The sequence below is a fragment of the Citrobacter sp. XT1-2-2 genome (assembly GCF_023516235.1).
Taxonomy (GTDB): domain Bacteria; phylum Pseudomonadota; class Gammaproteobacteria; order Enterobacterales; family Enterobacteriaceae; genus Citrobacter; species Citrobacter werkmanii.
In genome coordinates this window covers 3,586,289-3,609,080 of sequence record NZ_CP097324.1, presented here as the reverse complement: position 1 = coordinate 3,609,080, position 22,792 = coordinate 3,586,289, and the positions used below count along the sequence as shown (strand labels likewise).

At 52.0% G+C, this 22,792-nt stretch carries 23 protein-coding genes and 1 tRNA gene; 12 read left to right on the top strand and 12 right to left on the bottom strand.

What is annotated here, in order from left to right:
• The first annotated feature begins 9 nt into the window (after positions 1-9).
• Positions 10-819, top strand: coding sequence for a DUF2877 domain-containing protein (locus M4I31_RS17295; RefSeq protein WP_085047597.1), 810 nt, complete (start codon positions 10-12; stop codon positions 817-819).
• A gap of 3 nt (positions 820-822) precedes the next feature.
• Positions 823-1,716, top strand: a complete 894-nt coding sequence (locus M4I31_RS17290) for a carbamate kinase (protein ID WP_085047596.1) — start codon at positions 823-825, stop codon at positions 1,714-1,716.
• A 41-nt stretch (positions 1,717-1,757) separates the two neighbouring features.
• Here M4I31_RS17290 and purK read toward each other — a convergent pair whose 3' ends face one another.
• From purK to ppiB, 4 genes are all read right to left on the bottom strand, one after another.
• A complete protein-coding gene (gene purK / locus M4I31_RS17285) occupies positions 1,758-2,825 on the bottom strand; it encodes a 5-(carboxyamino)imidazole ribonucleotide synthase (RefSeq protein ID WP_085047595.1) in 1,068 nt (355 codons plus the stop codon).
• Positions 2,822-3,331, bottom strand: a complete 510-nt coding sequence (gene purE, locus M4I31_RS17280; RefSeq protein WP_038638478.1) for a 5-(carboxyamino)imidazole ribonucleotide mutase — start codon at positions 3,329-3,331, stop codon at positions 2,822-2,824. Before purE ends, purK begins: the two co-directional genes overlap by 4 nt.
• 238 nt (positions 3,332-3,569) lie before the next feature.
• Complete coding sequence (gene lpxH / locus M4I31_RS17275; RefSeq protein ID WP_069323999.1) at positions 3,570-4,292, bottom strand: UDP-2,3-diacylglucosamine diphosphatase; 723 nt, start codon at positions 4,290-4,292, stop codon at positions 3,570-3,572.
• 2 nt (positions 4,293-4,294) lie between these two features.
• Positions 4,295-4,789 carry a peptidylprolyl isomerase B gene (gene ppiB, locus M4I31_RS17270; protein WP_003021875.1) on the bottom strand — a complete coding sequence of 165 codons (495 nt, stop codon included), beginning with the start codon at positions 4,787-4,789 and terminating at the stop codon, positions 4,295-4,297.
• A 173-nt stretch (positions 4,790-4,962) separates the two neighbouring features.
• Between ppiB and cysS the strand changes: the two genes are divergently transcribed.
• Positions 4,963-6,348 (top strand): cysteine--tRNA ligase, encoded by a 1,386-nt coding sequence (gene cysS / locus M4I31_RS17265; protein WP_085047594.1) that lies wholly within the window; start codon positions 4,963-4,965, stop codon positions 6,346-6,348.
• Positions 6,349-6,438: 90 nt separating this feature from the next.
• Here the strand turns inward: cysS and M4I31_RS17260 are convergent, their stop codons facing one another.
• The 3 genes from M4I31_RS17260 to folD all read right to left on the bottom strand — a co-directional run bounded on the left by M4I31_RS17260 (position 6,439) and on the right by folD (position 8,169).
• On the bottom strand, positions 6,439-6,963 hold the full coding sequence (locus M4I31_RS17260) for a metal-dependent hydrolase (protein WP_069324001.1): 525 nt from the start codon (positions 6,961-6,963) through the stop codon (positions 6,439-6,441).
• A gap of 125 nt (positions 6,964-7,088) precedes the next feature.
• Complete coding sequence (ybcJ, locus tag M4I31_RS17255) at positions 7,089-7,301, bottom strand: ribosome-associated protein YbcJ (RefSeq protein ID WP_085047592.1); 213 nt, start codon at positions 7,299-7,301, stop codon at positions 7,089-7,091.
• Position 7,302: 1 nt separating this feature from the next.
• Complete coding sequence (folD, locus tag M4I31_RS17250) at positions 7,303-8,169, bottom strand: bifunctional methylenetetrahydrofolate dehydrogenase/methenyltetrahydrofolate cyclohydrolase FolD (RefSeq protein WP_085047591.1); 867 nt, start codon at positions 8,167-8,169, stop codon at positions 7,303-7,305.
• 572 nt (positions 8,170-8,741) lie between these two features.
• On the opposite strand from folD, the gene fimA reads away from it, so the two are divergent.
• The 6 genes from fimA to sfmF all read left to right on the top strand — a co-directional run bounded on the left by fimA (position 8,742) and on the right by sfmF (position 14,826).
• The gene (gene fimA / locus M4I31_RS17245) at positions 8,742-9,311 is read left to right on the top strand and encodes a type 1 fimbrial major subunit FimA (protein ID WP_038638492.1); all 570 of its coding nucleotides are present in this window, start codon (positions 8,742-8,744) and stop codon (positions 9,309-9,311) included.
• 77 nt (positions 9,312-9,388) lie between these two features.
• Positions 9,389-9,922 carry a type 1 fimbrial protein subunit FimI gene (gene fimI, locus M4I31_RS17240; protein WP_085047590.1) on the top strand — a complete coding sequence of 178 codons (534 nt, stop codon included), beginning with the start codon at positions 9,389-9,391 and terminating at the stop codon, positions 9,920-9,922.
• 41 nt (positions 9,923-9,963) lie between these two features.
• A complete protein-coding gene (fimC, locus tag M4I31_RS17235; RefSeq protein ID WP_038638498.1) occupies positions 9,964-10,656 on the top strand; it encodes a type 1 fimbria chaperone FimC in 693 nt (230 codons plus the stop codon).
• Between the two features lie 7 nt (positions 10,657-10,663).
• Positions 10,664-13,285 carry a fimbrial biogenesis usher protein gene (locus tag M4I31_RS17230; RefSeq protein WP_085047589.1) on the top strand — a complete coding sequence of 874 codons (2,622 nt, stop codon included), beginning with the start codon at positions 10,664-10,666 and terminating at the stop codon, positions 13,283-13,285.
• 4 nt (positions 13,286-13,289) lie between these two features.
• Positions 13,290-14,297, top strand: coding sequence for a type 1 fimbria D-mannose specific adhesin FimH (gene fimH, locus M4I31_RS17225; RefSeq protein WP_085047588.1), 1,008 nt, complete (start codon positions 13,290-13,292; stop codon positions 14,295-14,297).
• A complete protein-coding gene (gene sfmF, locus M4I31_RS17220) occupies positions 14,290-14,826 on the top strand; it encodes a fimbria assembly protein (RefSeq protein WP_085047587.1) in 537 nt (178 codons plus the stop codon). Before fimH ends, sfmF begins: the two co-directional genes overlap by 8 nt.
• Before the next feature lie 49 nt (positions 14,827-14,875).
• Here the strand turns inward: sfmF and fimZ are convergent, their stop codons facing one another.
• From fimZ to fimW, 3 genes are all read right to left on the bottom strand, one after another.
• Positions 14,876-15,508 carry a fimbria biosynthesis transcriptional regulator FimZ gene (gene fimZ / locus M4I31_RS17215; RefSeq protein WP_038638509.1) on the bottom strand — a complete coding sequence of 211 codons (633 nt, stop codon included), beginning with the start codon at positions 15,506-15,508 and terminating at the stop codon, positions 14,876-14,878.
• Between the two features lie 586 nt (positions 15,509-16,094).
• Positions 16,095-16,817: a fimbriae Y protein gene (locus tag M4I31_RS17210; RefSeq protein ID WP_085047586.1), complete on the bottom strand. Its 723-nt coding sequence runs from the start codon at positions 16,815-16,817 to the stop codon at positions 16,095-16,097.
• 386 nt (positions 16,818-17,203) lie between these two features.
• Positions 17,204-17,797 (bottom strand): fimbria biosynthesis transcriptional regulator FimW, encoded by a 594-nt coding sequence (gene fimW, locus M4I31_RS17205; protein WP_085047585.1) that lies wholly within the window; start codon positions 17,795-17,797, stop codon positions 17,204-17,206.
• A 37-nt stretch (positions 17,798-17,834) separates the two neighbouring features.
• Here fimW and M4I31_RS17200 point away from each other — a divergent pair, with 37 nt between their 5' ends.
• Together M4I31_RS17200 and M4I31_RS17195 are read left to right on the top strand one after the other, a co-directional pair.
• A complete protein-coding gene (locus tag M4I31_RS17200) occupies positions 17,835-18,014 on the top strand; it encodes a hypothetical protein (protein ID WP_069324008.1) in 180 nt (59 codons plus the stop codon).
• A 38-nt stretch (positions 18,015-18,052) separates the two neighbouring features.
• Positions 18,053-18,129: transfer RNA gene (locus M4I31_RS17195), tRNA-Arg, on the top strand.
• A gap of 38 nt (positions 18,130-18,167) precedes the next feature.
• Here the strand turns inward: M4I31_RS17195 and torS are convergent.
• Positions 18,168-20,924 (bottom strand): TMAO reductase system sensor histidine kinase/response regulator TorS, encoded by a 2,757-nt coding sequence (gene torS, locus M4I31_RS17190; protein WP_217808886.1) that lies wholly within the window; start codon positions 20,922-20,924, stop codon positions 18,168-18,170.
• An 82-nt stretch (positions 20,925-21,006) separates the two neighbouring features.
• Between torS and torT the strand changes: the two genes are divergently transcribed.
• The gene (gene torT / locus M4I31_RS17185; RefSeq protein WP_085047583.1) at positions 21,007-22,038 is read left to right on the top strand and encodes a TMAO reductase system periplasmic protein TorT; all 1,032 of its coding nucleotides are present in this window, start codon (positions 21,007-21,009) and stop codon (positions 22,036-22,038) included.
• Here torT and torR read toward each other — a convergent pair.
• On the bottom strand, positions 22,011-22,703 hold the full coding sequence (gene torR / locus M4I31_RS17180; RefSeq protein ID WP_085047582.1) for a two-component system response regulator TorR: 693 nt from the start codon (positions 22,701-22,703) through the stop codon (positions 22,011-22,013). The two genes, torT and torR, sit on opposite strands and share 28 nt — an antisense overlap.
• Positions 22,704-22,792: the final 89 nt, after the last annotated feature.

Below are 22,792 nucleotides of genomic sequence, written 5' to 3'. Positions count from 1 at the left end.
GAGCCGCGCATGATGATCATCCGTCCTCTGATGGGCAGTCAGCAGTCTCCGGATTTTCGCCAGTCATGGCAGCTATCCGGGATCTGGCGGCGCTCGATTAACCTTGTGGCCGAAGGGGGCGCACTGTTAACGCTGCACCGCCAGGGCAGTGGTTTTAGCCCGGGAGGATGGGTGATCCGTGCGCCTGACTTTGATGCGCTGCGTACGGCGTTAAGCGGTAGCGAAACCCCTCAGGCTGTCCCCGAGGGGATTGTGCTGGGACCGTTTCTGTTACGCCAACCGCAGCGTTGTTGTTCGTTGAAAATAACGTCCCGTCCACATGCCCCGCGCCTTGCATCCGCCTGGATGGATCGCGGCGAGGAAACGGGATTATTCGGGCCGTTAATGCTGGCGGCAAATTTGCCTTTGTGCCCCGAGTTACGTCAGTTCCGCCATTGCTTTTTCTCGGCGCTGGCTGGCTTGTCGACAGACTGGCGGCAGTGGTTAGGCAAGGGGCCAGGTTTAACGCCCAGCCATGATGATACGCTGACCGGAATGCTGCTGGCCGCCTGGTATTTCGGCGCGCTGAATAAGGATTCCGGCCATCGTTTCTTTGAATATTCCGGCAATCTTCAACTGGCGACGACTGTGGTTAGCGTGAGCTACTTACGCTACGCGGCATTAGGGTACTTCGCTTCACCTTTGCTCCACTTCACTCATGCTTTGGGCCGACACCAAAGGATGGACGCGGCGATAAATTCGCTGCTGGCGCTCGGGCATACCTCCGGCGCAGATACCTTGTTGGGGTTCTGGCTTGGGCAACAAATTATAGAAGGATAGGGAATGAAAACGCTGGTTGTTGCTCTTGGCGGCAACGCATTATTGCAGCGCGGCGAGGCGCTGACGGCAGAAAATCAATATCGTAATATTGCCAGCGCCGTACCTGCCCTGGCGCGTCTGGCACGTTCGTACCGCCTGGCCATCGTACATGGCAATGGGCCGCAGGTTGGTCTGTTGTCGTTACAGAATCTTGCCTGGAAAGAGGTTGAACCTTACCCGCTGGATGTGCTGGTGGCAGAGACTCAGGGCATGATTGGTTATATGTTGGCGCAAAGTCTGACCGCTGAACCGGAGATGCCGCCGGTGACCACAGTGTTAACGCGAATTGTGGTGTCTGAAGACGATCCCGCGTTTATGGCGCCGGAAAAATTTATCGGCCCGGTGTATTCGCCTGAAGAACAAACGCAACTGGAAGCCACCTACGGCTGGCATATGAAACGTGACGGCAAATACCTGCGTCGTGTTGTCGCCTCGCCTGAGCCTCGCCAGATCGTCGAAAGCGATGCCATTAAGCTCTTGCTCAAAGAAGGCCATGTGGTGATTTGTAGCGGCGGTGGCGGCGTGCCGGTGACCGGGGAAGGGGTAGGGTCTGAAGCGGTCATTGATAAGGATCTGGCGGCGGCATTGCTGGCTGAACAGATCGATGCCGACGGTCTGGTTATCCTCACCGATGCTGATGCGGTCTATGAGAACTGGGGCACGCCAGAGCAACGTGCGATTCGTCAAGCCTCTCCTGATGAACTGGCTCCGTTTGCTAAAGCCGATGGTTCGATGGGGCCAAAGGTGACAGCCGTAAGCGGATACGTGAAGCGACGTGGAAAACCCGCGTGGATTGGCGCGCTGTCTCGCATTGAAGACACGTTGGCGGGGAAAGCCGGAACCTGCATTCGTCTGTAAAAGTAACGGGAGGCGTGCGCAGGCGCACCTCCCGTATCGGTTTATTTCAGCTTTGACTGCGCCCAGATGATGCCGCTGGCATATTCAGGCGGCAGCAGGGGAGTGAGCGCTTCCAGCGTGGCGCTAAGGCGCGCGGTATCGCTGTCGCTCAGATTCAGGTGTCCCACCTTACGCCCTTCGCGTACCTCTTTGTCATACCAGTGCAGATGCACCAGCGGCAGCTTCAGCCAGTCATAGTTCAGGTCGCTGCCGATCAGGTTTACCATCACCGAAGGATTGTTCACCACCGGCGTCGGCAACGGCAGGCCGGTAATGGCGCGCAGGTGCAGTTCAAACTGGCTGATGCTGGCGCCGTTTTGCGTCCAGTGCCCGCTGTTGTGTACGCGCGGAGCCAGTTCATTGATCAGCAAACCTTCCGGGGTGATGAAACACTCCATCGCCATCACACCGACATAGCCCAGCTCCTGCATGATGGCAGAGAGCATCGCTTCGGCCTGCGCCTGTTGTTTAGCGTTAGCCTGCGGAAATACCACGCTGGTGCGCAGAATGCCGTCCTGATGCAGGTTATGAGTCAGCGGATAGAAGACGGTGCTGCCGTCGTGCGCACGCGCGCCAACCAGCGAGACTTCACCGGAGAAGTTGATTCCTCGCTCGACGATGCACTCGCCGTAGCAGTCGTCTGGCAGTTGTTCGGTTTCATTCGCGCGTAAACGCCACTGTCCACGACCGTCGTAGCCGCCGATGCGACGCTTCACAATCGCCAACTCGCCGAGTTTGTCAAACACCGCAGACCATTCGCTTTTATCCGCCAGCAGTTGCCATGGCGCGGTCGCCAGGTTGAGTTTGTCAAAAAGCTGTTTTTGCGTCAGACGGTCAGCAATAATCGGAAAGACGTCGCGGTTAACAAACGCCGGGTGACGCGCCAGTTCGCGAGTGAGCGCCGTTTCCGGCCAGCGCTCAATCTCAGCGGTAATCACGCTTTGTTGAAAAGGAACGGCAGCGGGTTCGGCGTCCAGCCCGACGGGCCAGACCGCAATCCCCAGCGGCTCACCGGCCTGACGCAGCATGCGTCCTAGCTGACCATTGCCGAGTACACAGACCTGCTTCATGCGACACCTCGCGGGTCCGGGTTCTCCAGTACCTCATCGGTTTGCGCTTTACGCCACTCAGCCAGACGCTGATGCAATTCGTTGTCGTGTGTTGCCAGAATTTGCGCGGCCAGCAGGGCCGCATTGGCTGCGCCCGCTTTGCCGATCGCCAGCGTGCCCACCGGAATACCGCGAGGCATCTGTACGATGGAGTAGAGACTGTCTACGCCGCTCAACGCTGCGCTTTGTACCGGAACGCCTAAAACAGGCACCAGCGTTTTCGCCGCAATCATTCCTGGCAAATGTGCAGCACCACCGGCACCGGCAATAATCACCTGATAACCGTTTTCTTCAGCGCCTTCGGCGAAACTGAACAGTTTGTCTGGGGTACGGTGGGCGGAGACGACCTCAACATGGTGTGGAACGTCCAGCATTTCGAAGATTTCGGCGGCGAACTGCATGGTAGCCCAGTCGCTTTTGGACCCCATCACGATGGCGACTCGCGCCGGATTATTGCGGGAAGACATGCGTCTGAAAACTCCTGTGGTGCACTACACTCGACTTTTGAGGGCACAGAGAATAGCATAATTCACCGTCAAGGAAAACGATTGCGCGCTTTACACTTCACTCTTCAAGCTGCCTCTTTGTTGGCTGCATCTGCTCACCCCAGTCACTTACTTTAGTCAGCTCCAGGGGATTCACGGATTTGCCGCCTCGATGCAACTCGAATAGTTTTGTGTAAAGAGGAACGGGGTATTTGCAGAATTAAAACGGGAATGCGATCAGTTCAACGTCGTGCGGTGTGACTTTGATCATCGAACCTTCGCTGTGCCAGGCGCCTAATACTACGCGGAAGGCGGGTTGCCCATTGGCCGTAAGTTCGTGGACTGCCGGACGGTGGGTATGACCGTGAATTAACCACTGGGCCTGATGTTTTTCCAGCTCGGCAATAACGGCCTGCTGATTCACATCCATGATCTCCAGCGACTTACTGCTGTTGGCTGCTTTGCTGTTGGCGCGCATTTTCGCGGCAATACGTTGGCGAATGAACAATGGCAGGGCGAGGAATAGTTTTTGTAGCCAGTGTTGATGCACTTTGGCGCGAAACGCCTGATAGCCAGCATCGTCGGTGCATAACGTATCGCCATGCATGATCAGCACCTTGCGACCATACAGATCGAGCACTTTCTCTTCGGGCAGTAAGGTCATGCCGCTCTCACGGGAAAACCGTTTGCCAAGCAGAAAATCACGGTTGCCGTGAATAAAAAAGCAGGGAACGCCGGAATCAACCAGTGCTTTTATCGCTGCGGCTATTTGATGATGCAGTGGATTAGGGTCGTCGTCGCCAATCCAGGCTTCGAACAGGTCGCCGAGAATGTACAGCGCATCGGCTTGTCGCGCATCGCCGGCTAAAAAACGCAGAAAACCGGCGGTGATCGCCGGTTCTTCTGTGCAGAGGTGAAGATCTGCAATAAACAGTGTCGCCACGATTACTCGCTGACGGTCACGTTTTCGATGATGACGTCTTCTTTCGGCACATCCTGATGCATACCGCTGCGACCAGTGGAAACGCCTTTGATTTTATCAACCACATCCATGCCTTCAACAACTTCAGCAAACACGCAGTAACCCCAACCCTGCATGCTTTCGCCAGAGAAGTTCAGGAAGTCATTGTCAGCAACGTTGATGAAGAACTGTGCGGTTGCGGAGTGCGGAGCCTGAGTACGCGCCATTGCCAGCGTACCACGGGTGTTTTTCAGACCGTTGTTCGCTTCGTTTTTGATCGCTTCTTTCGTGGCTTTTTGCTTCATGCCCGGCTCGAAACCACCGCCCTGGATCATGAAACCGTTAATAACACGGTGGAAAATGGTGTTGTTATAAAAACCTTCGCGGCAGTAGTCCAGGAAGTTTTTAACTGTTTCAGGCGCTTTATCATCAAACGTTTTGATTACGATATCGCCGTGATTAGTGTGGAAAGTAACCATTTTTGCATCCTGTTCCGATAGATTGGTGCTTCGACCCTGTTAAGGGTCAGAGTTAGGGGTGTGTTATAGCATAACCGCAAGCTGCGATCACCTTGCAAAGTGTGCTGCTTCGATTACGAATAATATGTATTATACGGATATTATTACCCACACACGTCTACACGGAATCTTCGATGTTAAAAATCTTTAATACACTGACGCGCCAAAAAGAGGAATTCAAACCTATTCATGCCGGGGAAGTCGGCATGTACGTGTGTGGTATTACCGTTTACGATCTCTGTCATATTGGCCACGGACGTACTTTCGTTTCTTTCGACGTCGTTGCGCGTTATCTGCGCTTCCTCGGCTATAAGCTGAAGTATGTGCGCAACATTACCGATATCGACGACAAAATCATCAAGCGCGCGAATGAAAACGGCGAGAGCTTTGTCGCGCTGGTCGATCGCATGATTGCGGAAATGCATAGCGATTTCGATGCGCTGAATATTCTGCGCCCGGATCTGGAACCTCGCGCTACGCATCATATCGCCGAGATTATTGAGATCACCGAACAGCTGATCGCCAAAGGTCACGCCTATGTTGCCGATAATGGCGACGTGATGTTCGATGTCCCGACTGATCCGAACTACGGTCAGTTGTCACGCCAGGATCTGGATCAACTGCAGGCAGGCGCACGCGTTGACGTGGTTGACGTGAAGCGCAACCCGATGGACTTCGTGCTATGGAAAATGTCCAAAGAGGGTGAACCGAGCTGGCCATCTCCGTGGGGCGCTGGTCGTCCGGGCTGGCATATCGAGTGTTCGGCGATGAACTGCAAACAGTTGGGCAACCATTTTGATATTCACGGTGGCGGCTCCGACCTGATGTTCCCGCACCATGAAAACGAAATTGCCCAGTCCACCTGTGCGCACGATGGCGAATACGTGAACTACTGGATGCACTCTGGGATGGTGATGGTTGACCGCGAGAAAATGTCCAAATCGCTGGGCAACTTCTTTACCGTGCGCGACGTGCTGAAATACTACGACGCCGAAACCATTCGCTACTTCCTGATGTCGGGGCATTACCGTAGCCAGTTGAACTACAGCGAAGAGAACCTGAAACAGGCGCGTTCCGCGCTGGAACGTCTGTACACTGCGCTGCGCGGCACTGACAAATCCGTTGCCCCTGCGGGTGGCGAGGCCTTTGAAGCGCGTTTCATTGAAGCGATGGACGATGACTTCAACACCCCGGAAGCGTACTCCGTGCTGTTTGATATGGCGCGTGAAGTTAACCGCCTGAAGGGTGAAGATATGGCGGCGGCGAACGGTATGGCTGCGCATCTGCGTAAACTCTCCAGCGTGCTGGGCTTGCTGGAACAGGATCCAGAAGCATTCCTGCAAAGCGGCGCGCAGACGGATGACGGTGAAGTCGCCGAAATTGAAGCGTTAATCCAGCAGCGTCTGGACGCCCGTAAGGCGAAAGACTGGGCGGCGGCCGACGCCGCGCGTGACCGTCTCAACGAGATGGGCATCGTGCTGGAAGATGGTCCGCAGGGCACCACCTGGCGTCGTAAGTAACTCTGTAATGCCCGGTGGCGCCTACGCTTACCGGGCCTACTAAAGAGCGAGTGTAGGCCGGATAAGACGCAGCGCGTCGCATCCGGCAGATTAATATTTTCGATACCACCACAGCACACCCATCATCATCATTCCCGGTAGCCACACCCATAATAATTCCGAAATAATCACCTGATGCCCGTAAGGGGTCGCGTAGCGTGACAGCGCGAACGGCGCGACTTTAATCACCTGCCACGGCGCGAAAAAGCGTTCATCCGACCACGGCCACAGCCAGCCGACGCCTTTGCCGCCGGTGGTGACAGAATCCAGCACACTGTGCGATAGCAGTGAAACTGTCAGGAATAGCCAGCAGCGAATCAATCCGGCTTTAAACCATCGTCGGCCAATCAATACGCAAAGTAGCGGCACGACAAAGGCGAACAGCAGTGAGTGGGTAAATCCACGGTGGCCAAACACGTTGCCGTAGGCGACGCCAAGCTTAAATGACAGCACGTCGGCATCCGGCAGCATCGCCAGAATGACGCCAGTAAACAGTAATCGTGGGGGGATGACTTTAAGTCCGAGACCTAATCCTAAACAGAGTGGAACGGCCGCGTGAGTAACGATGGTTGGCATGATGTTCGCTTCATGTGGGAAAACGACATGCTAACTGTTCACTGTGAAGTGGGGATGAAGTTATTATCTGAAAATGAGACGGGGAAGCGGCCGGACAGGGCGTTAACCTCATCCGGCACTTGGGGTCACGCTACGATGTTAATGCTGTGGCCTTCAAAGCTGACGGTCTGTCCGGCAACGATTTTACAGCGTTTGCGCGTTTCAACCGCGCCATCGACCTTCACCAAGCCTTCGCCAATAGCGATCTTTGCCTGGGCGCCGCTTTCGCTCCAGCCTTCCAGCTTCAGCAAATCGCAGAGTTCAACGTGTGGGTGCTTACCCAGTGAAAATGTGGCCATCTTAAACGTCCTTTACATCATGGTATTCAACACACGCCTGTAGCGTGTTTTCGATAAGTGTGGCGACAGTCATTGGGCCTACGCCGCCCGGTACTGGCGTGATATATGACGCACGTGCGGCTGCATCTTCAAAGACCACATCGCCCACTACTTTACCATTCTCCAGACGGTTGATGCCGACATCAATCACAATCGCACCTTCTTTGATCCACTCGCCGGGTATAAAGCCCGGTTTGCCGACAGCAACAATCAGCAGGTCCGCATACTCTACGTGGCGACGCAGATCTTTGGTGAATCGGTGGGTGACCGTAGTGGTGCAACCAGCCAGCAGCAGCTCCATGCTCATTGGGCGACCGACAATATTTGAAGCGCCAATCACTACGGCGTTCAGACCATAGGTATCGATGTTGTAACGCTCAAGCAGAGTGACAATCCCGCGCGGAGTACATGGACGCAGACGCGGCGCGCGTTGACACAGACGACCAACGTTATACGGGTGGAAACCGTCTACGTCTTTATCTGGTGCGATACGTTCCAGCACCTTAACGTTGTCGATACCTGCCGGTAATGGCAGTTGTACCAGGATACCGTCGATGGTGGTATCTGCGTTGAGCGTATCGATCAGCTCAAGAAGCTCCGCCTCGCTGGTGGTTTCAGGCAGGTCATAAGAGCGGGAGACAAACCCCACTTCGTCACAGGCTTTGCGTTTACTCGCGACATAAATCTGCGAAGCCGGGTTGCTGCCTACCAGCACAACAGCCAGGCCCGGGGCGCGTAATCCAGCCGCTAAACGCGCCTGAACTTTTTGAGCAACCTCAGAGCGCACCTGCTGCGCAATCGTTTTACCGTCAATAATCTTTGCTGCCATCAGAGAGAGGATTCCATCTGTTACGTTAAATCGAAGGGGATGTCACTATTTTGTCAGAAGCAGAACGTGCTGTCAGTTTTCGTTTGCGTTTTTACGTGCGATCGCGGGGAGAGCGGTCAGTGAGCAGGGGCAGTTCAGTCGCTGAAGCCCTGCGCATCATTCATGATCATGCTAATTAAATTTAACGTCAATGAAACAACTCATCACCCTGGTGTTTTCAAGGTTAATGCACCATAAACCAGTCTGTTACGTTTGATTATGATGTCTTTACCTCATTTTTACTCGGATTTTTCCTGGATCCCAATAAGAATTAGCCAGGGCCATTAAAAGGATTTGCAGGTATTTTTCATTAATTTAAATGTTTAATTTAACGCTGTGACGAAATAGTCATATTCGCGAAGATTAATTAGTGAATCAAATACTCGGAGAGTTGGGTAAAGGTTAGCTAATTCTCTTGCGATATATATCTTTACAGGATGCAGAGATAATTCGCCTGACATTTAATGTCGATAATGATTCAAACGGATCCCGCAGGACGCCGGAGCCGGATGTGTGTAATTCAAGGGAAATCCATGAAACGTAAATTAATAGCCTCTTCTGTTATTGCCAGCCTGATGTTAGTCGCGGGTGCAGCGGTTGCGGCCGATCCGGCGGCGACCGATCCGGTAAGCGTTAGCGGCGGTACTGTTCATTTTGAAGGTGAACTGGTCAATGCAGCCTGTGCCGTCAGCACTCAGTCATCCGATCAGGTTGTTACGTTAGGCCAGTATCGTACCGCCAGTTTTACTGCAGTCGGTGATACCACGGCACAAATCCCGTTCACTATCGTACTGAACGACTGCGACCCGAAAGTGGCTGCGACCGCCGCGGTTGCTTTCTCTGGCCAGACCGACATCACTAACAATAACCTGCTGGCCGTTTCCTCCTCGGATAACAGCACTACCGCGGGCGGTGTAGGGATTGAAATTCTGGACAATACGTCCACCGCGCTGAAGCCGGATGGAGCAACCTTCTCTACCGCTCAGGCGCTGGTAGAAGGGACCAACACCCTGCGTTTCTCTGCCCGTTATAAAGCGACCGCGACCAGCGCTACGCCGGGTCAGGCGAATGCCGACGCGACGTTTATCATGAAGTACGAATAAGCCGTTCAGATTCGCGCAAGGATGATGTTCGCCTCATTGGATGAGGCAATATCCGGGGATGAAAAAGGATGCGGCAGATGATAGGGAAAGGCGTGGCGCTGGCGGGAATGCTGTGCGTAATGCCTGCGCTTGCTCATACGGTAATACTGGAAAGCGGGCGCCTCCACTTACGGGGACAGCTCGTTAACGGCGCCTGTACGGTCGCCACCGACAGCCAGAATTTGCGGGTGCAAATGGGGCAATATCGTACCAATGCCTTCTCCGGAACGGGAAGCTTTGCCTCTACCAGCGTACCGTTTTCACTGCGATTAACGTCGTGCAGTTCTGATGTTTATGACCACGTCGGGATTGCGTTTTCCGGTGTGACGCCAGCGGAAGATCCGCAGGTTTTTCTGGCCAGCGGCGATGCGTCTGCATCTTCGGGGGTTGGTCTGGCGTTATTTGACGAGCGACAACGGCAAATAATTCCTAATGCGCTACCGCTTCATTACGCGCCGATTATCACCCAAGAGATGACGTTTCATTTCACTGCTCGCTATCGGGCCGTCTCGGAAAATATCACACCGGGAATACTTCGTTCAGACGTGTGGTTTACGTTGGTTTATCCCTGATTTATTTCCCAACGATAATCGCATCAAAGGTATTTGTAGCTATGTTTAATAATCTAAAATCAGGTTTTATCCTTTTACTGGCCTTATTTTCTGCTGCCAGTGTGCAGGCAGCCGGCGGCATTGCATTAGGCGCTACCCGTGTTATTTATCCAGCTGATGCCAAGCAAACTTCGCTGTCTATTAGCAATAGCGATACCAAAGAACGTTACCTGGTAAATTCATGGATCGAGAATAGCGCAGGGGTTAAAGAAAAATCGTTTGTCGTGACGCCTCCGTTGTTTGTCAGTGAGGCTAAAAGTGAAAACACGTTGCGTATCATCTACGCAGGCGCGCCGCTGCCAAAAGACCGTGAATCGCTGTTCTGGATGAACGTGAAAGCCATTCCGTCAGTCAACAAGAACAGCCTTGAGGGTAAAAACGTTCTGCAACTGGCGATTTTGTCGCGCATTAAACTTTTTGTCCGCCCAAATAATCTGCCGCACATCCCGGAAGATGCCCCCGGCATGCTGCAGTTTTCCCGTTCCGGCAACCACCTGAAAATCAACAATCCGTCTGCGTATTACGTCACTCTGGTCAACCTCACTGTGGGGAAAACGAAGATCGATAACGTCATGGTTGCGCCAAAAAGCGATACGCAGGTGCTGCTGCCAACGGGCGTACAGGGCAACGTTACCTTCCAGACGGTCAATGATTATGGCGCGGTGACCACCGCTCAAACGGTAAGCGTGCGTTGAGATAACGATGAATAAGACAACGTATTTTCCTGACCTGTTACCGGGGGTTACGCCACCGCTGGCGGGGGTGGCGTTGTCCACGCTGGCGGCGCTTTTTCCCTCTTTAAGCCATGGGGAAAGCTATTTCAATCCGGCATTTTTATCTGCGGATACGGCAACCGTGGCGGATTTATCACGTTTTGAAAAAGGTAATCATCAGCCTGAAGGCGTTTATCGTGTGGATATCTGGCGCAATGATGAATTCGTTGCTACCCAGGACATTCATTTTGCCAGCAGTGCGGGAAAGGCAGGGGAGAAGTCTGGCGGACTGATGCCATGCTTTGGACTCGACTGGGTAAAACGCCTGGGCGTTAATATTGCCGCGTTTCCGGCACTCAGTCAGGATCCGAACGCGACCTGTATCAATTTGCCTGAGGCGATTCCCGGCAGTGAAATTGCCTTTGATTTTTCTACTTTGCGCTTAAACATCAGTCTGCCGCAGGCGTCGATGTTAAACAGCGCGCGCGGCTACATTCCACCGGACGAATGGGATGAAGGGATCCCGGCGGCGCTGATTAACTATAACTTTACCGGCAGCCGTGGGAGCGATACTGACAGCTATTTCCTGAGCATGTTGAGTGGCCTGAACTATGGACCCTGGCGGCTAAGGAACAACGGCGCGTGGAGCTATTCCAAAGGTGACGGATACCATTCACAAAGCTGGAAAAACATCGGTACATGGCTTCAGCGCGCGGTTATCCCGCTGAAGGGTGAACTGGTGATGGGCGACAGCAATACCGGAAATGACGTTTTTGACAGCGTCGGTTTTCGTGGCGCGCGACTCTATTCCTCAGACAGCATGTATCCCGACAGCTTACAAGGCTACGCGCCTACCGTACGTGGCATTGCGCGTACCGCAGCGAAACTGACTATTCGTCAGAATGGCTACGTGATTTATCAAAGTTATGTTTCACCGGGCGCTTTTGCGATAACCGATCTTAACCCGACCTCCTCCAGCGGTGACCTTGAGGTGACGGTGGATGAGAAAGACGGTAGCCAGCAGCGCTATACGGTGCCGTACTCCACGGTTCCGTTGTTACAGCGAGAAGGGCGTTTCAAGTATGACGTAGTTGCCGGGGATTTTCGCAGCGGCAATAGCCAGCAATCCTCACCGTTCTTTTTCCAGGGAACATTAATCGCCGGGTTACCAGAGGGGTATACCGCTTATGGTGGTACGCAGTTAGCCTCACGTTACACTGCGGTGGTTTTAGGTACTGGCCGAAATCTGGGGGATTGGGGGGCAGTTTCCGTCGATTTAACCCATGCGCGCAGCCAACTGGCGGATGACAGTACGCACCAGGGGCAGTCTCTGCGTTTCCTGTATGCGAAGTCATTGAACAATTTTGGCACTAACTTTCAGCTGTTGGGCTACCGCTACTCTACGCGTGGTTTCTATACCCTCGACGACGTCGCGTATCGCAGTATGGAAGGCTATGAGTACGAATACGACAGCGAAGGCAATCGCCACGACGTGCCGGATGTGAAGAGTTACCACAATCTGAGCTACAGCAAGAAAGGCCGTTTTCAGATCAACATTTCGCAGAATCTGGGGGATTACGGATCGCTGTATATCTCAGGTAGCCAGCAAACGTACTGGAATACCTCAGACACCAATACCTGGTATCAACTGGGCTATGCCAGTGGTTGGCAGGGGATTAGCTATTCACTCTCCTGGTCGTGGAATGAATCAGTCGGCATCTCCGACACCGACCGCATTATGGCGTTCAATATGTCAATCCCGTTCAGCCTGCTGAGCGGGCGGCGTTACTCGCGTGATAATGCCTTCGATCGCACCTACGCCACCTTTAATGCCAACCGCAATAGCAACGGACAAAATAGCTGGCAGAGCGGGATCGGCGGTACGTTGCTGGATGGCCGTAACCTGAGCTATAGCGTGAATCAGGGTCACAGCAGTACTAATGGTTACAGCGGAAACGCCAGCGCTAACTGGCAGGCGGCCTATGGCACGCTGGGCGTGGGATACAACTACGACCGCGACCAGCATGACTACAACTGGCAGCTCGCCGGCGGTGTGATAGGACATGAGGACGGCATTACGCTTAGTCAGCCGCTCGGCGATACCAATGTGTTGATCAAAGCGCCAGGCGCTCAGGGCGTGCGGATAGAAAACCAGACCGGCGTGCAGACCGACTGGCGTGGATACGCGGTGATGCCGTATGCCACCGTCTATCGCTATAACCGCGTCGCGTTAGACACCAATTCGATGAACAACAATACCGATGTGGAAAACAACGTCAGCAGCGTCGTGCCAACGCAAGGAGCATTGGTGCGAGCGGCGTTTGATACACGTATCGGTGTGCGGGCGCTGATGACGGCGAAATATGCCGGTAAACCTGTGCCATTTGGCTCCGTGGTACGTGAAAACACCAGCGGCGTGACCAGTATGGTGGGTGAAGACGGGCAAATTTACCTGAGCGGCCTGCCGCTTAAAGGCGAGTTGCTGATCCAATGGGGGGAAGGCGCAAAAGCTCGTTGCGTGGCGCATTATGCCTTGCCTGAAGAGAGCCTGAAACAGGCGGTGACGCTCACGAATGTGACGTGCGAATCACCAGCGGCACGACGGGAATAATACGATGAAACGACAAACAGGTTTGTTACTGGCAAGCGCGTTACTGCTGATGGCGCAACCGTCCTGGGCAACGGTCTGCCAAAATTCGAATGGCACACCAACGGATGTTTTTTACGATCTGTCGAATGTCTTTAACAGCAGCAACAACCAGCCGGGACAGGTGGTGACGTTGCCGGAAAAATCAGGCTGGATTGGCGTTAATGCCACCTGTCCGGCAGGGACGACGGTGGATTATACCTATCGAAGCTATGTCACTGAACTTCCGGTTCAAAGTACCGAGGGCGGTTTTCAGTACCTGAAACTCAATGACTACCTGCTGGGGGCTATGAGCATCACCGACAGTTACGCCGGGTTGTTTTATCCCCCGCGTAACTATATCCGCATGGGGACTCACCCTAACGTGCCGAAGCAGCAACCTTTTGGCGTAATGGATTCAAAGCTGGTGTTTAAACTCAAAGTGATCCGCTCATTTATTAATATGGTGCCTATTCCCCGGCAGACGATGTTCAGAGTCTATGTCACCACCAGTACCGGAGATGCGCTGAGTACGCCGGTTTACACCATTAGCTACAGCGGTAAGGTGGAGGTTCCACAAAACTGCGAAGTGAACGCCGGGCAGATTGTCGAGTTTGATTTTGGCGATATTGGCGCATCGCTGTTTAGCAAGGCGGGCGGGGGCAACAAGCCCGAAGGCATCAATCCGCAGACTAAAACGGTGGCCATAAAATGCACCAACGTTGCCGCTCAGGCCTACTTGACCATGCGGGTAGAAGCGGAGAAAGCCTCCGGGCAAATGATGGTTTCAAACAACCCGGATTTAGGTTTCATTGTTGCCGACAGCAGCGGTAATCCGCTAACGCCTAACAATCTGTCCAGCACTATTCCATTTCAACTGGACGACAACGCCGCGGCGAGTGTTGGGATCCGGACATGGCCGGTCAGCGTGACGGGTAATAAACCCACGGAAGGACCTTTTACTGCCCGTGGCTATCTGCGAGTGGACTATGACTAATAAGCAAAAGCCCGCCGCATGGGCATTTCTGGCGATTATGCCGATGCTGGCATTCAGCGCGTTATGCCAGGCCGCCTCGTCGCTGGGAGAAATCAATATTGAACTGCGCGGTAACGTGGTGGATTTTACCTGCGCGGTGATTGCCAGCGACAGCAATAAGTCGGTTGATTTAGGCACCTGGCCGACAAAGCAGTTACAGAACAGCGGAGACACCACCCAACCGGTCTCGTTTAAGCTGAAGCTTGAAGGCTGTCCGCCGGGATCCGCGTCGATAACGTTCTCCGGGACCCCGGCCCCAGGTACTACGCTACTGGCGCTCGATAACGCGCTTATGGCGCAAAAGGTGGCGATTGAGCTGCGCGATAGCGACCGGACGCGATTGCCGCTTGAGCAGGCCAGCCAGACCGTCGGTATTGATGAGAATGGCAATGCCACGCTGACTTTTTTTGCCAACTATATCGCGCTGGCTGATGGGGTGCAGCCCGGGGTCGCCAGGGCCGATGCCACGTTTATGATTAACTATAACTGATCATTGCGCTGACAAAACACTCCCGAACGACACCTCGCCGGGAGTGTTGTTACATTAATTCATGCATTTTGGCGTAGTCGATCAGTTCAACGATGGTATGCAAACCGAGCTTGGAGTAGATATTAGCTTTGTGAGCGCTAATCGTTTTATTACTGAGTAGCAACTGCTCAGCAATTTCCTTGTTGGATAGCCCGTTTGCCAGATAACGTAAAACCGTCACCTCGCGGTTAGAGAGCGGCATATCATTTAATACACCTTTTTGCACATTTACATTGTTAATAAAGTTCAGTGTATCCGAAGGGAAAAAAGAATATCCTGATAAAATCATTTTTACCGCATTGTAGATATCATTTAGATCCTTTCGTTTACTGACAAAACCATTTGCCCCAGCGCGAATAGCGCGCCCGGCATAAAAAGACTCAGATTTTGAAGACAGAAATAGCACCCGAGTATTCTCCTGCAATGATTTTATTCTCTTGAGTAATGTAAAGCCATCAGAGCCAGGCAGTTCAATATCCAGGATGACAAGATCGACAGGGTACGTGCGTAGATGTTCTATTGCCGCGCGGCTGTCATCGGTTTTCAGCACAACCTGAATATTACTGTTTTTTTCGAGGAGTACTTCTATCGACATTCTGACAATAGGGTGTTCGTCCATAATGATAACGGATGCTGGTTTCATTGTTGTATGCCTCAAACTGTTTGCGTATCTTGCGAATTTGATAAAACATCAGGCGTTATAATATTGTCAAATAGCCAAGAGTTGTTCTGAGGAGAACCGAATAAATACTATTTCGTCCTTGTTTATTCGGTTGTTCTTCTACAGAACAATGAATTTGTGGAACATCCATTTCACACTGGAAAAACTAACAATTAATCAGGAAACAGTGAGGATTATACCTGCTCCGCTCTTTCGGAAAAGACTTACAACATCCCGAACGTTAATGGCAGTTAGGATGTTCTGAAAGATCCAGATGTGTTAATGACTATTGGCATTATTTATATGTGGTTCGAATTATGGCAGATTGAAAATTTATTTTAAATAGTAAAAACGATACAATAAGCTAATTGTTTAGGTTTTGTTAAGTCAGCGGGAGCACTATTTTCGAGCGATGTACGCAGAAACAGTAAGGTTAAGTGTGGAAGAGGTGGTCTCTATAATACCAGGAATAGTTGTAAATATTAAATATTTGTGAAAATTGGATCAATTTTCTCATGCTAAAATAAGTAATTTCCTAAAAAATCTTACTGGACATAGGGTTATGGTGTTAAATTAAATGATGAGAGGTAACGTTTAGACGATGTATCAGATGCAAAAAGCGCTGCCGGTTTGGTAATCCCAGGCGGGTAATCAACTGGTTCAGGCGATAGATGATGCGGTGGTAGGGTTGTGTCTGTAACTGAGCAATCTTTTTTAAGGAGTTACCTTGTAAAAGTAAGGTCACCATCTCCCAATCGACCTGCTTTATGCGCCTCGAATGAATATAATTTAGCACCGGGGATAATAACGCCTGACGCATCTCTGGGAGGTGTAGACTGCGTGATAAGATATAAAATGGGCCAGACAGTGATATAAAGGTTTTAAGATCTTCATCATGACTGGAAAGCAATATGAAGATTTGGATATCATTCCGCTGTTTAAGTAGTTGGCGCAGGTACTGAAGAATATCGAAGTAAGAGCTTGTTAAGCCTTCCATATCAACCACTAACTGACTAATGACCGACTTTTGCAGGCAGACCAGCGCCGATTCAATGGACCGGAAGATCGCGGTGCGCGTGCCTGAGAATAAATGGCGGCTCAGTGTATAGGCAAGATAATAGTCCCCTGTAATAATCGCCTGAGATATAGTATCGCCCGGTATGGTGTATTCGATTTTTTGCGCCAGATACTCGATTTGGTCGAATACTTGTGAGGTACAGTGGGGATATTGATGGGTACAGTTAGCGTTTCGTATACGGCGATGTCGTTCCCGGCGTTTTGCGCTGTGCATCCGTTTCCATTCCATTTCTGTTGCGGCAGCTCTGGATAAATTGCTGACAACAAACATCCCTGACCCAAATTTTTCCAGCGCGACGGTGAGTTCCCTTGTGCCGTTGGGTTTCAATGTCTTCAACAATCACCAGACTGGCAATTGAGTATCCCATCAGAATAATCTGCCGGAAGTTTTCTGATGTCTTACTCAATGCCCAAAAGATCGTTTTATCCAGTTCAACCTCTCTCTGGGGTTAGTTAAAATATTACCGGGTGTACCTTTCGGTTACCTCATGAATTGTATGACTGGATTATTCTGGCAGTCAGCTGCCAGGTACAGTAGGAGCCGATACTTAATTGATGGTGAGATATTTCTCAATAAAAAATTAGGCGGAGAGGTTCCACCTAATTTTGTAGAAAGTTCAGATGCGCACGGATGTATCTTAAGAATTGCTGATCGTTTTTCACGTGCAGCTTTTTCATAATGCTGCGACGGGTTGCTTTGGCATGGATATCGCTGATTGAGAGCAGGTGAGCGGTTTCGGCTAACGTATATCCGCTGGCAAGAAACATTAAGAACTGGCGCTCTGCAATAGAAAAGTTGCGGGTGGTACAGTAATGGCAGATAGTCGCCGGTACGCTGTTGCGTAACGCGCGTTTTTGCAAGATGAGGACTAATTTTTTGGTGATCTCGTCAACGTCATCTTCCCGATAGATCAGTGGCAACATGTACAGGCAGGGCCGGAACATCAGCTTATCTTTATCGTTTCTGTTGCAGATCACCACCCGGTGTTGGCGCCTGGTGTGAACCGGAACCTGATAGCATTCGGCGCTGAGCCAATCTTCATCCAGTGAGATAAACGCGATGTCGGCGCGATCGATCTCCTCGACAGGCAAAAAACTAATCTCCTGATGCCACTGACTTGCCAGATGGGAAATAATGATTTTCAGCCCGTGTTCGAAGTGACTATTTTCTTCCTTGATGGCGATACTTAACATTGAAGAGTTCCTGAACCGCTGGAAAGAGGGTAAGGGAATGTTAAGCAAAATCATAAATATTCTAAATACATGTATCCTTAAATCTGGCGCTATGCGGGCTGAGTTGTTACCAGGTGATTTCCTGGATACCCTTGAACGACCAGAAAAAATCAACATTCGTACACTTCACCAGCAACTGAAACAAAAGGCATTGACTCAGCAAGCGCTGACCGTATAATTCACGCGTTTCTCTGCATGAAGTTATCACTTCACAATGCGCCCTTAGCTCAGTTGGATAGAGCAACGGCCTTCTAAGCCGTAGGTCGTAGGTTCGAATCCTACAGGGCGTACCATTTCAACGTAAGCCCCAATTCTTAGCTTCTGCGTACCGCTACGACTTTTCCTTCTCCAGCCATATTTCTACTTCATTAAGACTGCGTTGCACTTCCTCTCTGAGTGAAAAATCCGCAAACGGCTGTTGTTCCAGCGCTGCACACATCTTGCTGGCTGAGCGCATTCCCATGCTGGCACAACTGCTTTTGAGCTGATGCGCCAGGTGTTTTAGCTGCTCGTATTCGCCTTCTGCGCGTGCAGCGTCAATGTCATCTAATAAAGGCAGGGTATGTTGCTTAAAGAGTGCTAACCATTCATGTACTTTTTGTACTCCCATGGCCTGGATATCGTCAGCCAATTGCTGAGTGTCCAACCGTGCGCTTTCCCCCCCAGGGGGTTGCGAAATGGCTTCGTTATCGCGCAGATAATGGGTAATCAGCCGACTGAGTTCATCCCGGGGGACCGGTTTTTGAATAATGCCGAGAAACAAGGCGCTGGTTCTTTGGCTAAGCGTTTCGTCGATAACGTGCGCGCTAAAGCCAATCAGGTTAAGCCCTGGATACGCGCGGATTAACTGTTGTGCCAGCGTGATACCGTCGATATCCGGCAGATCGAAATCAACCAGGGCAGCGTCATAACGAGCATCTTTCTGCAATATTTTTAGCGCATTAGCAGCGCTGTCGGCAGAGGTGACCTGCGCACCATTGAGAGTGAGCATTTCCGTGCTGATGTGCTGCGTGAGGGGATTATCCTCAATAAGTAATAAACGCAAACCTTGTAACGATACCCTGTGTTGGATGGATTCAACCATGGGCATTGCGGCCGCGCGTAATGGTAATCGCAGGCGAAAACAACTCCCGACACCGGGTGTACTGGTAACGCTCAATTCTCCCTGCATCGCCTGAGCCAGACTTGCGCTGATGGTGAGTCCCAGCCCGGTTCCTCCACGTTTGCCGCTGACTTGTACAAACGGCTGAAAAATATCGCGCTGACGGGAGGGGTCAATCCCACATCCGGTATCTTCAACCTCGATATACCAGTCTTTGTTTTCACGCCGGCTACGCAGGATGATGTGTCCATGATCGGTAAAGCGTAGTGCGTTGTTTAATAAGTTAGTAATAATTTGTCGGATGCGCCGCGGATCGCCGCGTAGGGCCATGGGTACGTCATCGGCAAATTCCGCTACCAACTCGACGGGGCGACTCGCGACGCGGCCATGCATTAGCTGAAGCGAACTTTCCAGCAAGGGTTTGTGTTCAAAAGGTTCATCGCCGATCGCTACATTTTTACCACCAGCTTCGATGGCGGAATAGTCCAGAATATCGTTAAGGATGGTCAGTAGAGACTCGCCCGAGTCGGTGATGGCGCGTAAATTATCCCGATGCTGCGCCAGAGCAGGATTGTCTGAGAGCAATTGCGCGGTGCCAAGGATCCCATACAGCGGAGTGCGTATTTCATGGCTCATGGCGGCAAGAAACGCCGATTTTGCCTGGTTGGCTTTTTCGGCCTCAGCGCGCGCTTGTCGGTGTTCATATACCAGAGAACGAAGCTCTGCGGTGCGAGCTTTAACCTGAGCAGCCAGATGCTCACGATGGCTATTGAGCGTATGAACGCTGGTACGAAAGGCATCCATCAAACGACCAATGGTATCCAGTTCGCGAACACCCGCGGTTTCCGGGAAGGGAGAATCAATATCGCCTTCCAGAAGGCGCTGTAACGCCTGCGTCTGCTGTGCCAGCGGACGGGTGACTGAGCGATAAACCACACGCCAAAGAATGAGAATCAACAGGCATAATGAGACGCCGCTCAACAGCAACAACAGGTTTTGCCCGCGCTGGCTGGCTTGTTTGAGATGCGCCAGTCCGGTCTGGTTGCGTTGGCCGATGATGTCCACCAACTGACTGACTTCGCTACTGAAACGGGTGAATTGCTCAATATTGTTCTGCGATAAGATCTGTAACCGGGTGGTGATGTCATTATCCTGACGATACAGGGCCAGCAGATCAACATAACGGCCAATCGTATCGACGGTATTGGCAACCTGAGCGCGTACCACCGGATCCTCAATACGAATTTGTCGGCGGTGAAGCACTCTGACGGCGGCATTGAGCTGGGTTTCCAGCGCCGCCAGGTTATTCTGCGCCTGGTTATTCCCCAGATTCATCACCCTTTGCTGCACCCGTAACGCGCTCAGACGCAGTTCGTTCATCTGATTATAATATTCCAGATCGATATCAATGAGCCTGTCCAGCGCTTGTTCAGCGGCCTGGCCCTGACGGCCCTCGATCAGATCATAAATACTTGCCTGAGTAGCGCCCGCAGACGTGGCGGCATTATTGGCCTGTCCGCGCGCCATTTCGGCTACGTCTGTGGTGGCCTCAACAATTTGCTGGCTGAGTTGCTGCTGTTGATCGCGTAGCTTCAAACGCTCGCCAACCATCTCCCCCTGATGGCTTAACGACTGGGCGATCTCTTTTTCCTGTTGTTCAATGGCCGAAGTGTCAAAACCCTGCTCACGAAGGGTTTTCAGTAATGCAGTTATTTTCAGGCTTTGGGCGGTTAACATCCGTCCCTGAGCCAGCCACATGTTTTCATTATCTGCGGTGGTCAGATTCTGCGCGGCAAACAGTTCCCAGGCGCTGGCTTCGCTGAGCTGGCGCGCCATATCCATGGTCGGGATAAGCGCCTGAGTATTGGCCTGCTCAACCTGGCTGACAAAACGCAGGTTATACCAGCCTACCAGCGTGCTGATGAGGGTCAGTGCCGCCATCAGCGCAAAGCCAATCCACAGTCGTTTGGTCAGAGATAAATTCACTGTCTGGTCGCCACAGATTAAAAAGGTTGAGTCCAAAAGAGGAAAGCAACTAGGATAAAGCCTTATCAATGATGAGGCTATCATGCGCGTATTGCTTTTCCTGCTGATCACACTTTTTCCCGACTTAGGACACGCGACCGAGTCCGTATTGCTGCGCTGGCGGGATTCTCAGCAGGCTGTCCCGCAATCGCAACTGACCGTGACGGCAAACAAGGCATGGAAACTGTGCGCGTTGTATCCCAGTCTGAAGGATTCCTATTGGCTTTCAGTAAATTACGGCATGCTTGAGGCCGCAAGAAAATATGGGGTAAGCCTGAAGGTGTTTGAAGCGGGAGGGTATCGCCAGTTTAGCACGCAAAAATCACAAATCGCTCAGTGTCAGCAATGGGGCGCGGATGCCATTTTGTTAGGCAGTAGCACGACAACTTTTCCGGATTTGCAGGCGCAGGTGGGCACGCTGCCGGTTATTGAGGTGGTGAATGCGATACATGACGCAACGGTGAAAGCCCGGGTTGGTGTGCCGTGGTTCCAGATGGGGTATCAGCCAGGTCGCTATCTGGTTAAATGGAGCGGTAGCAGACCACTAAAAGTTTTATTATTGCCAGGCCCTGATGACGCGGGCGGCAGCCGCGAAATGGTGGATGGATTCCGCCAGGCGATTGCCGGTAGTCAGGTACAGATTGTGGATATGGCGTTGGGTGATAATGATATTGAAATACAGCGTAACCTGCTGCAGGAGATGCTTGAGCGTCACCCGGATGCCGATGTGGTTGCCGGTACGGCAATTGCGGCAGAAGCGGCGATGGGGGAGAGACGTAATCAGGGAACGCCATTGACCGTGGTCTCTTTTTATTTGTCGCATCAGGTTTATCGCGGGCTTAAACGCGAAAGAATTATTATGGCTGCCAGCGATCAAATGGTCTGGCAAGGCGAACTGGCGATTCAGCAGGCTATCAGGGTGTTGCAAGGACAGTCGGTGCCGGAAAATATCAGTCCGCCGATCCTCGCGCTTACGTCGAAAAATGCGGACAGCCGGCATGTTCAGCGCTCACTGTCACCCGGTGGATTTCGCCCTGTTTATCTGTATCAGTACACATCGGCTGCTAAAAAATAGCCTTCCCCGTGCTGTGTCACCAGCAAATCGGCCCGCAGCTTGTGGCGCAAACGGCGGATCAGAACGTCCACGGTGCGTAAGTCTGGATTATCTACCCGTCGTGCGGAAAGCATGCGTAATAAACGTTCCCGACTGAGAATCTCCCCCGGATTAGTGACAAAGGCGACCAGCATTTCATATTCGGCGCGGGTGAGTTTGATGGCTTCATCGCCAAGCTCCAGGGTATGGCGGGAGACATTCAGACAATATCCGGCAAACTGATAGCAGTTGTCTTTGGTCTCCGGCTGCGTCTGGCGGGCAAGATCGATCCGCCAGAGCAAATTTTTTACCCGAACCACCAGTTCACGTAGCTCTAACGGTTTAGTGACATAATCATCTGCCCCCATTTCCAGGCCAACGATACGGTCGATTTGGTCGCTGCGACCCGTCACCAGAATGATGCCCACCGTTGAGCGTTCGCGCAGGGCGCGCGTCAGCATTAAGCCATTTTCGTCCGGGAGATTGATGTCTAACAGAATCAAATCGACAGGGTGTAGCGACATGATTTCACGCAGACCGGCTCCGCTGGCGGTGACTGAGACGTGATAACCTTCCTGTTTGAAGTAAGCCTGTAACCGCGCCTGGGTGACCGGCTCATCTTCAACAATGACAATGTGATGCGACATCCTGGTTGCTGTCTCTTTCTGTTCATATCTGTTCACATTGTGCCGTAAGCCATTCATCCTGACCAGTGTTGCTGTTCACATTTGGGAAA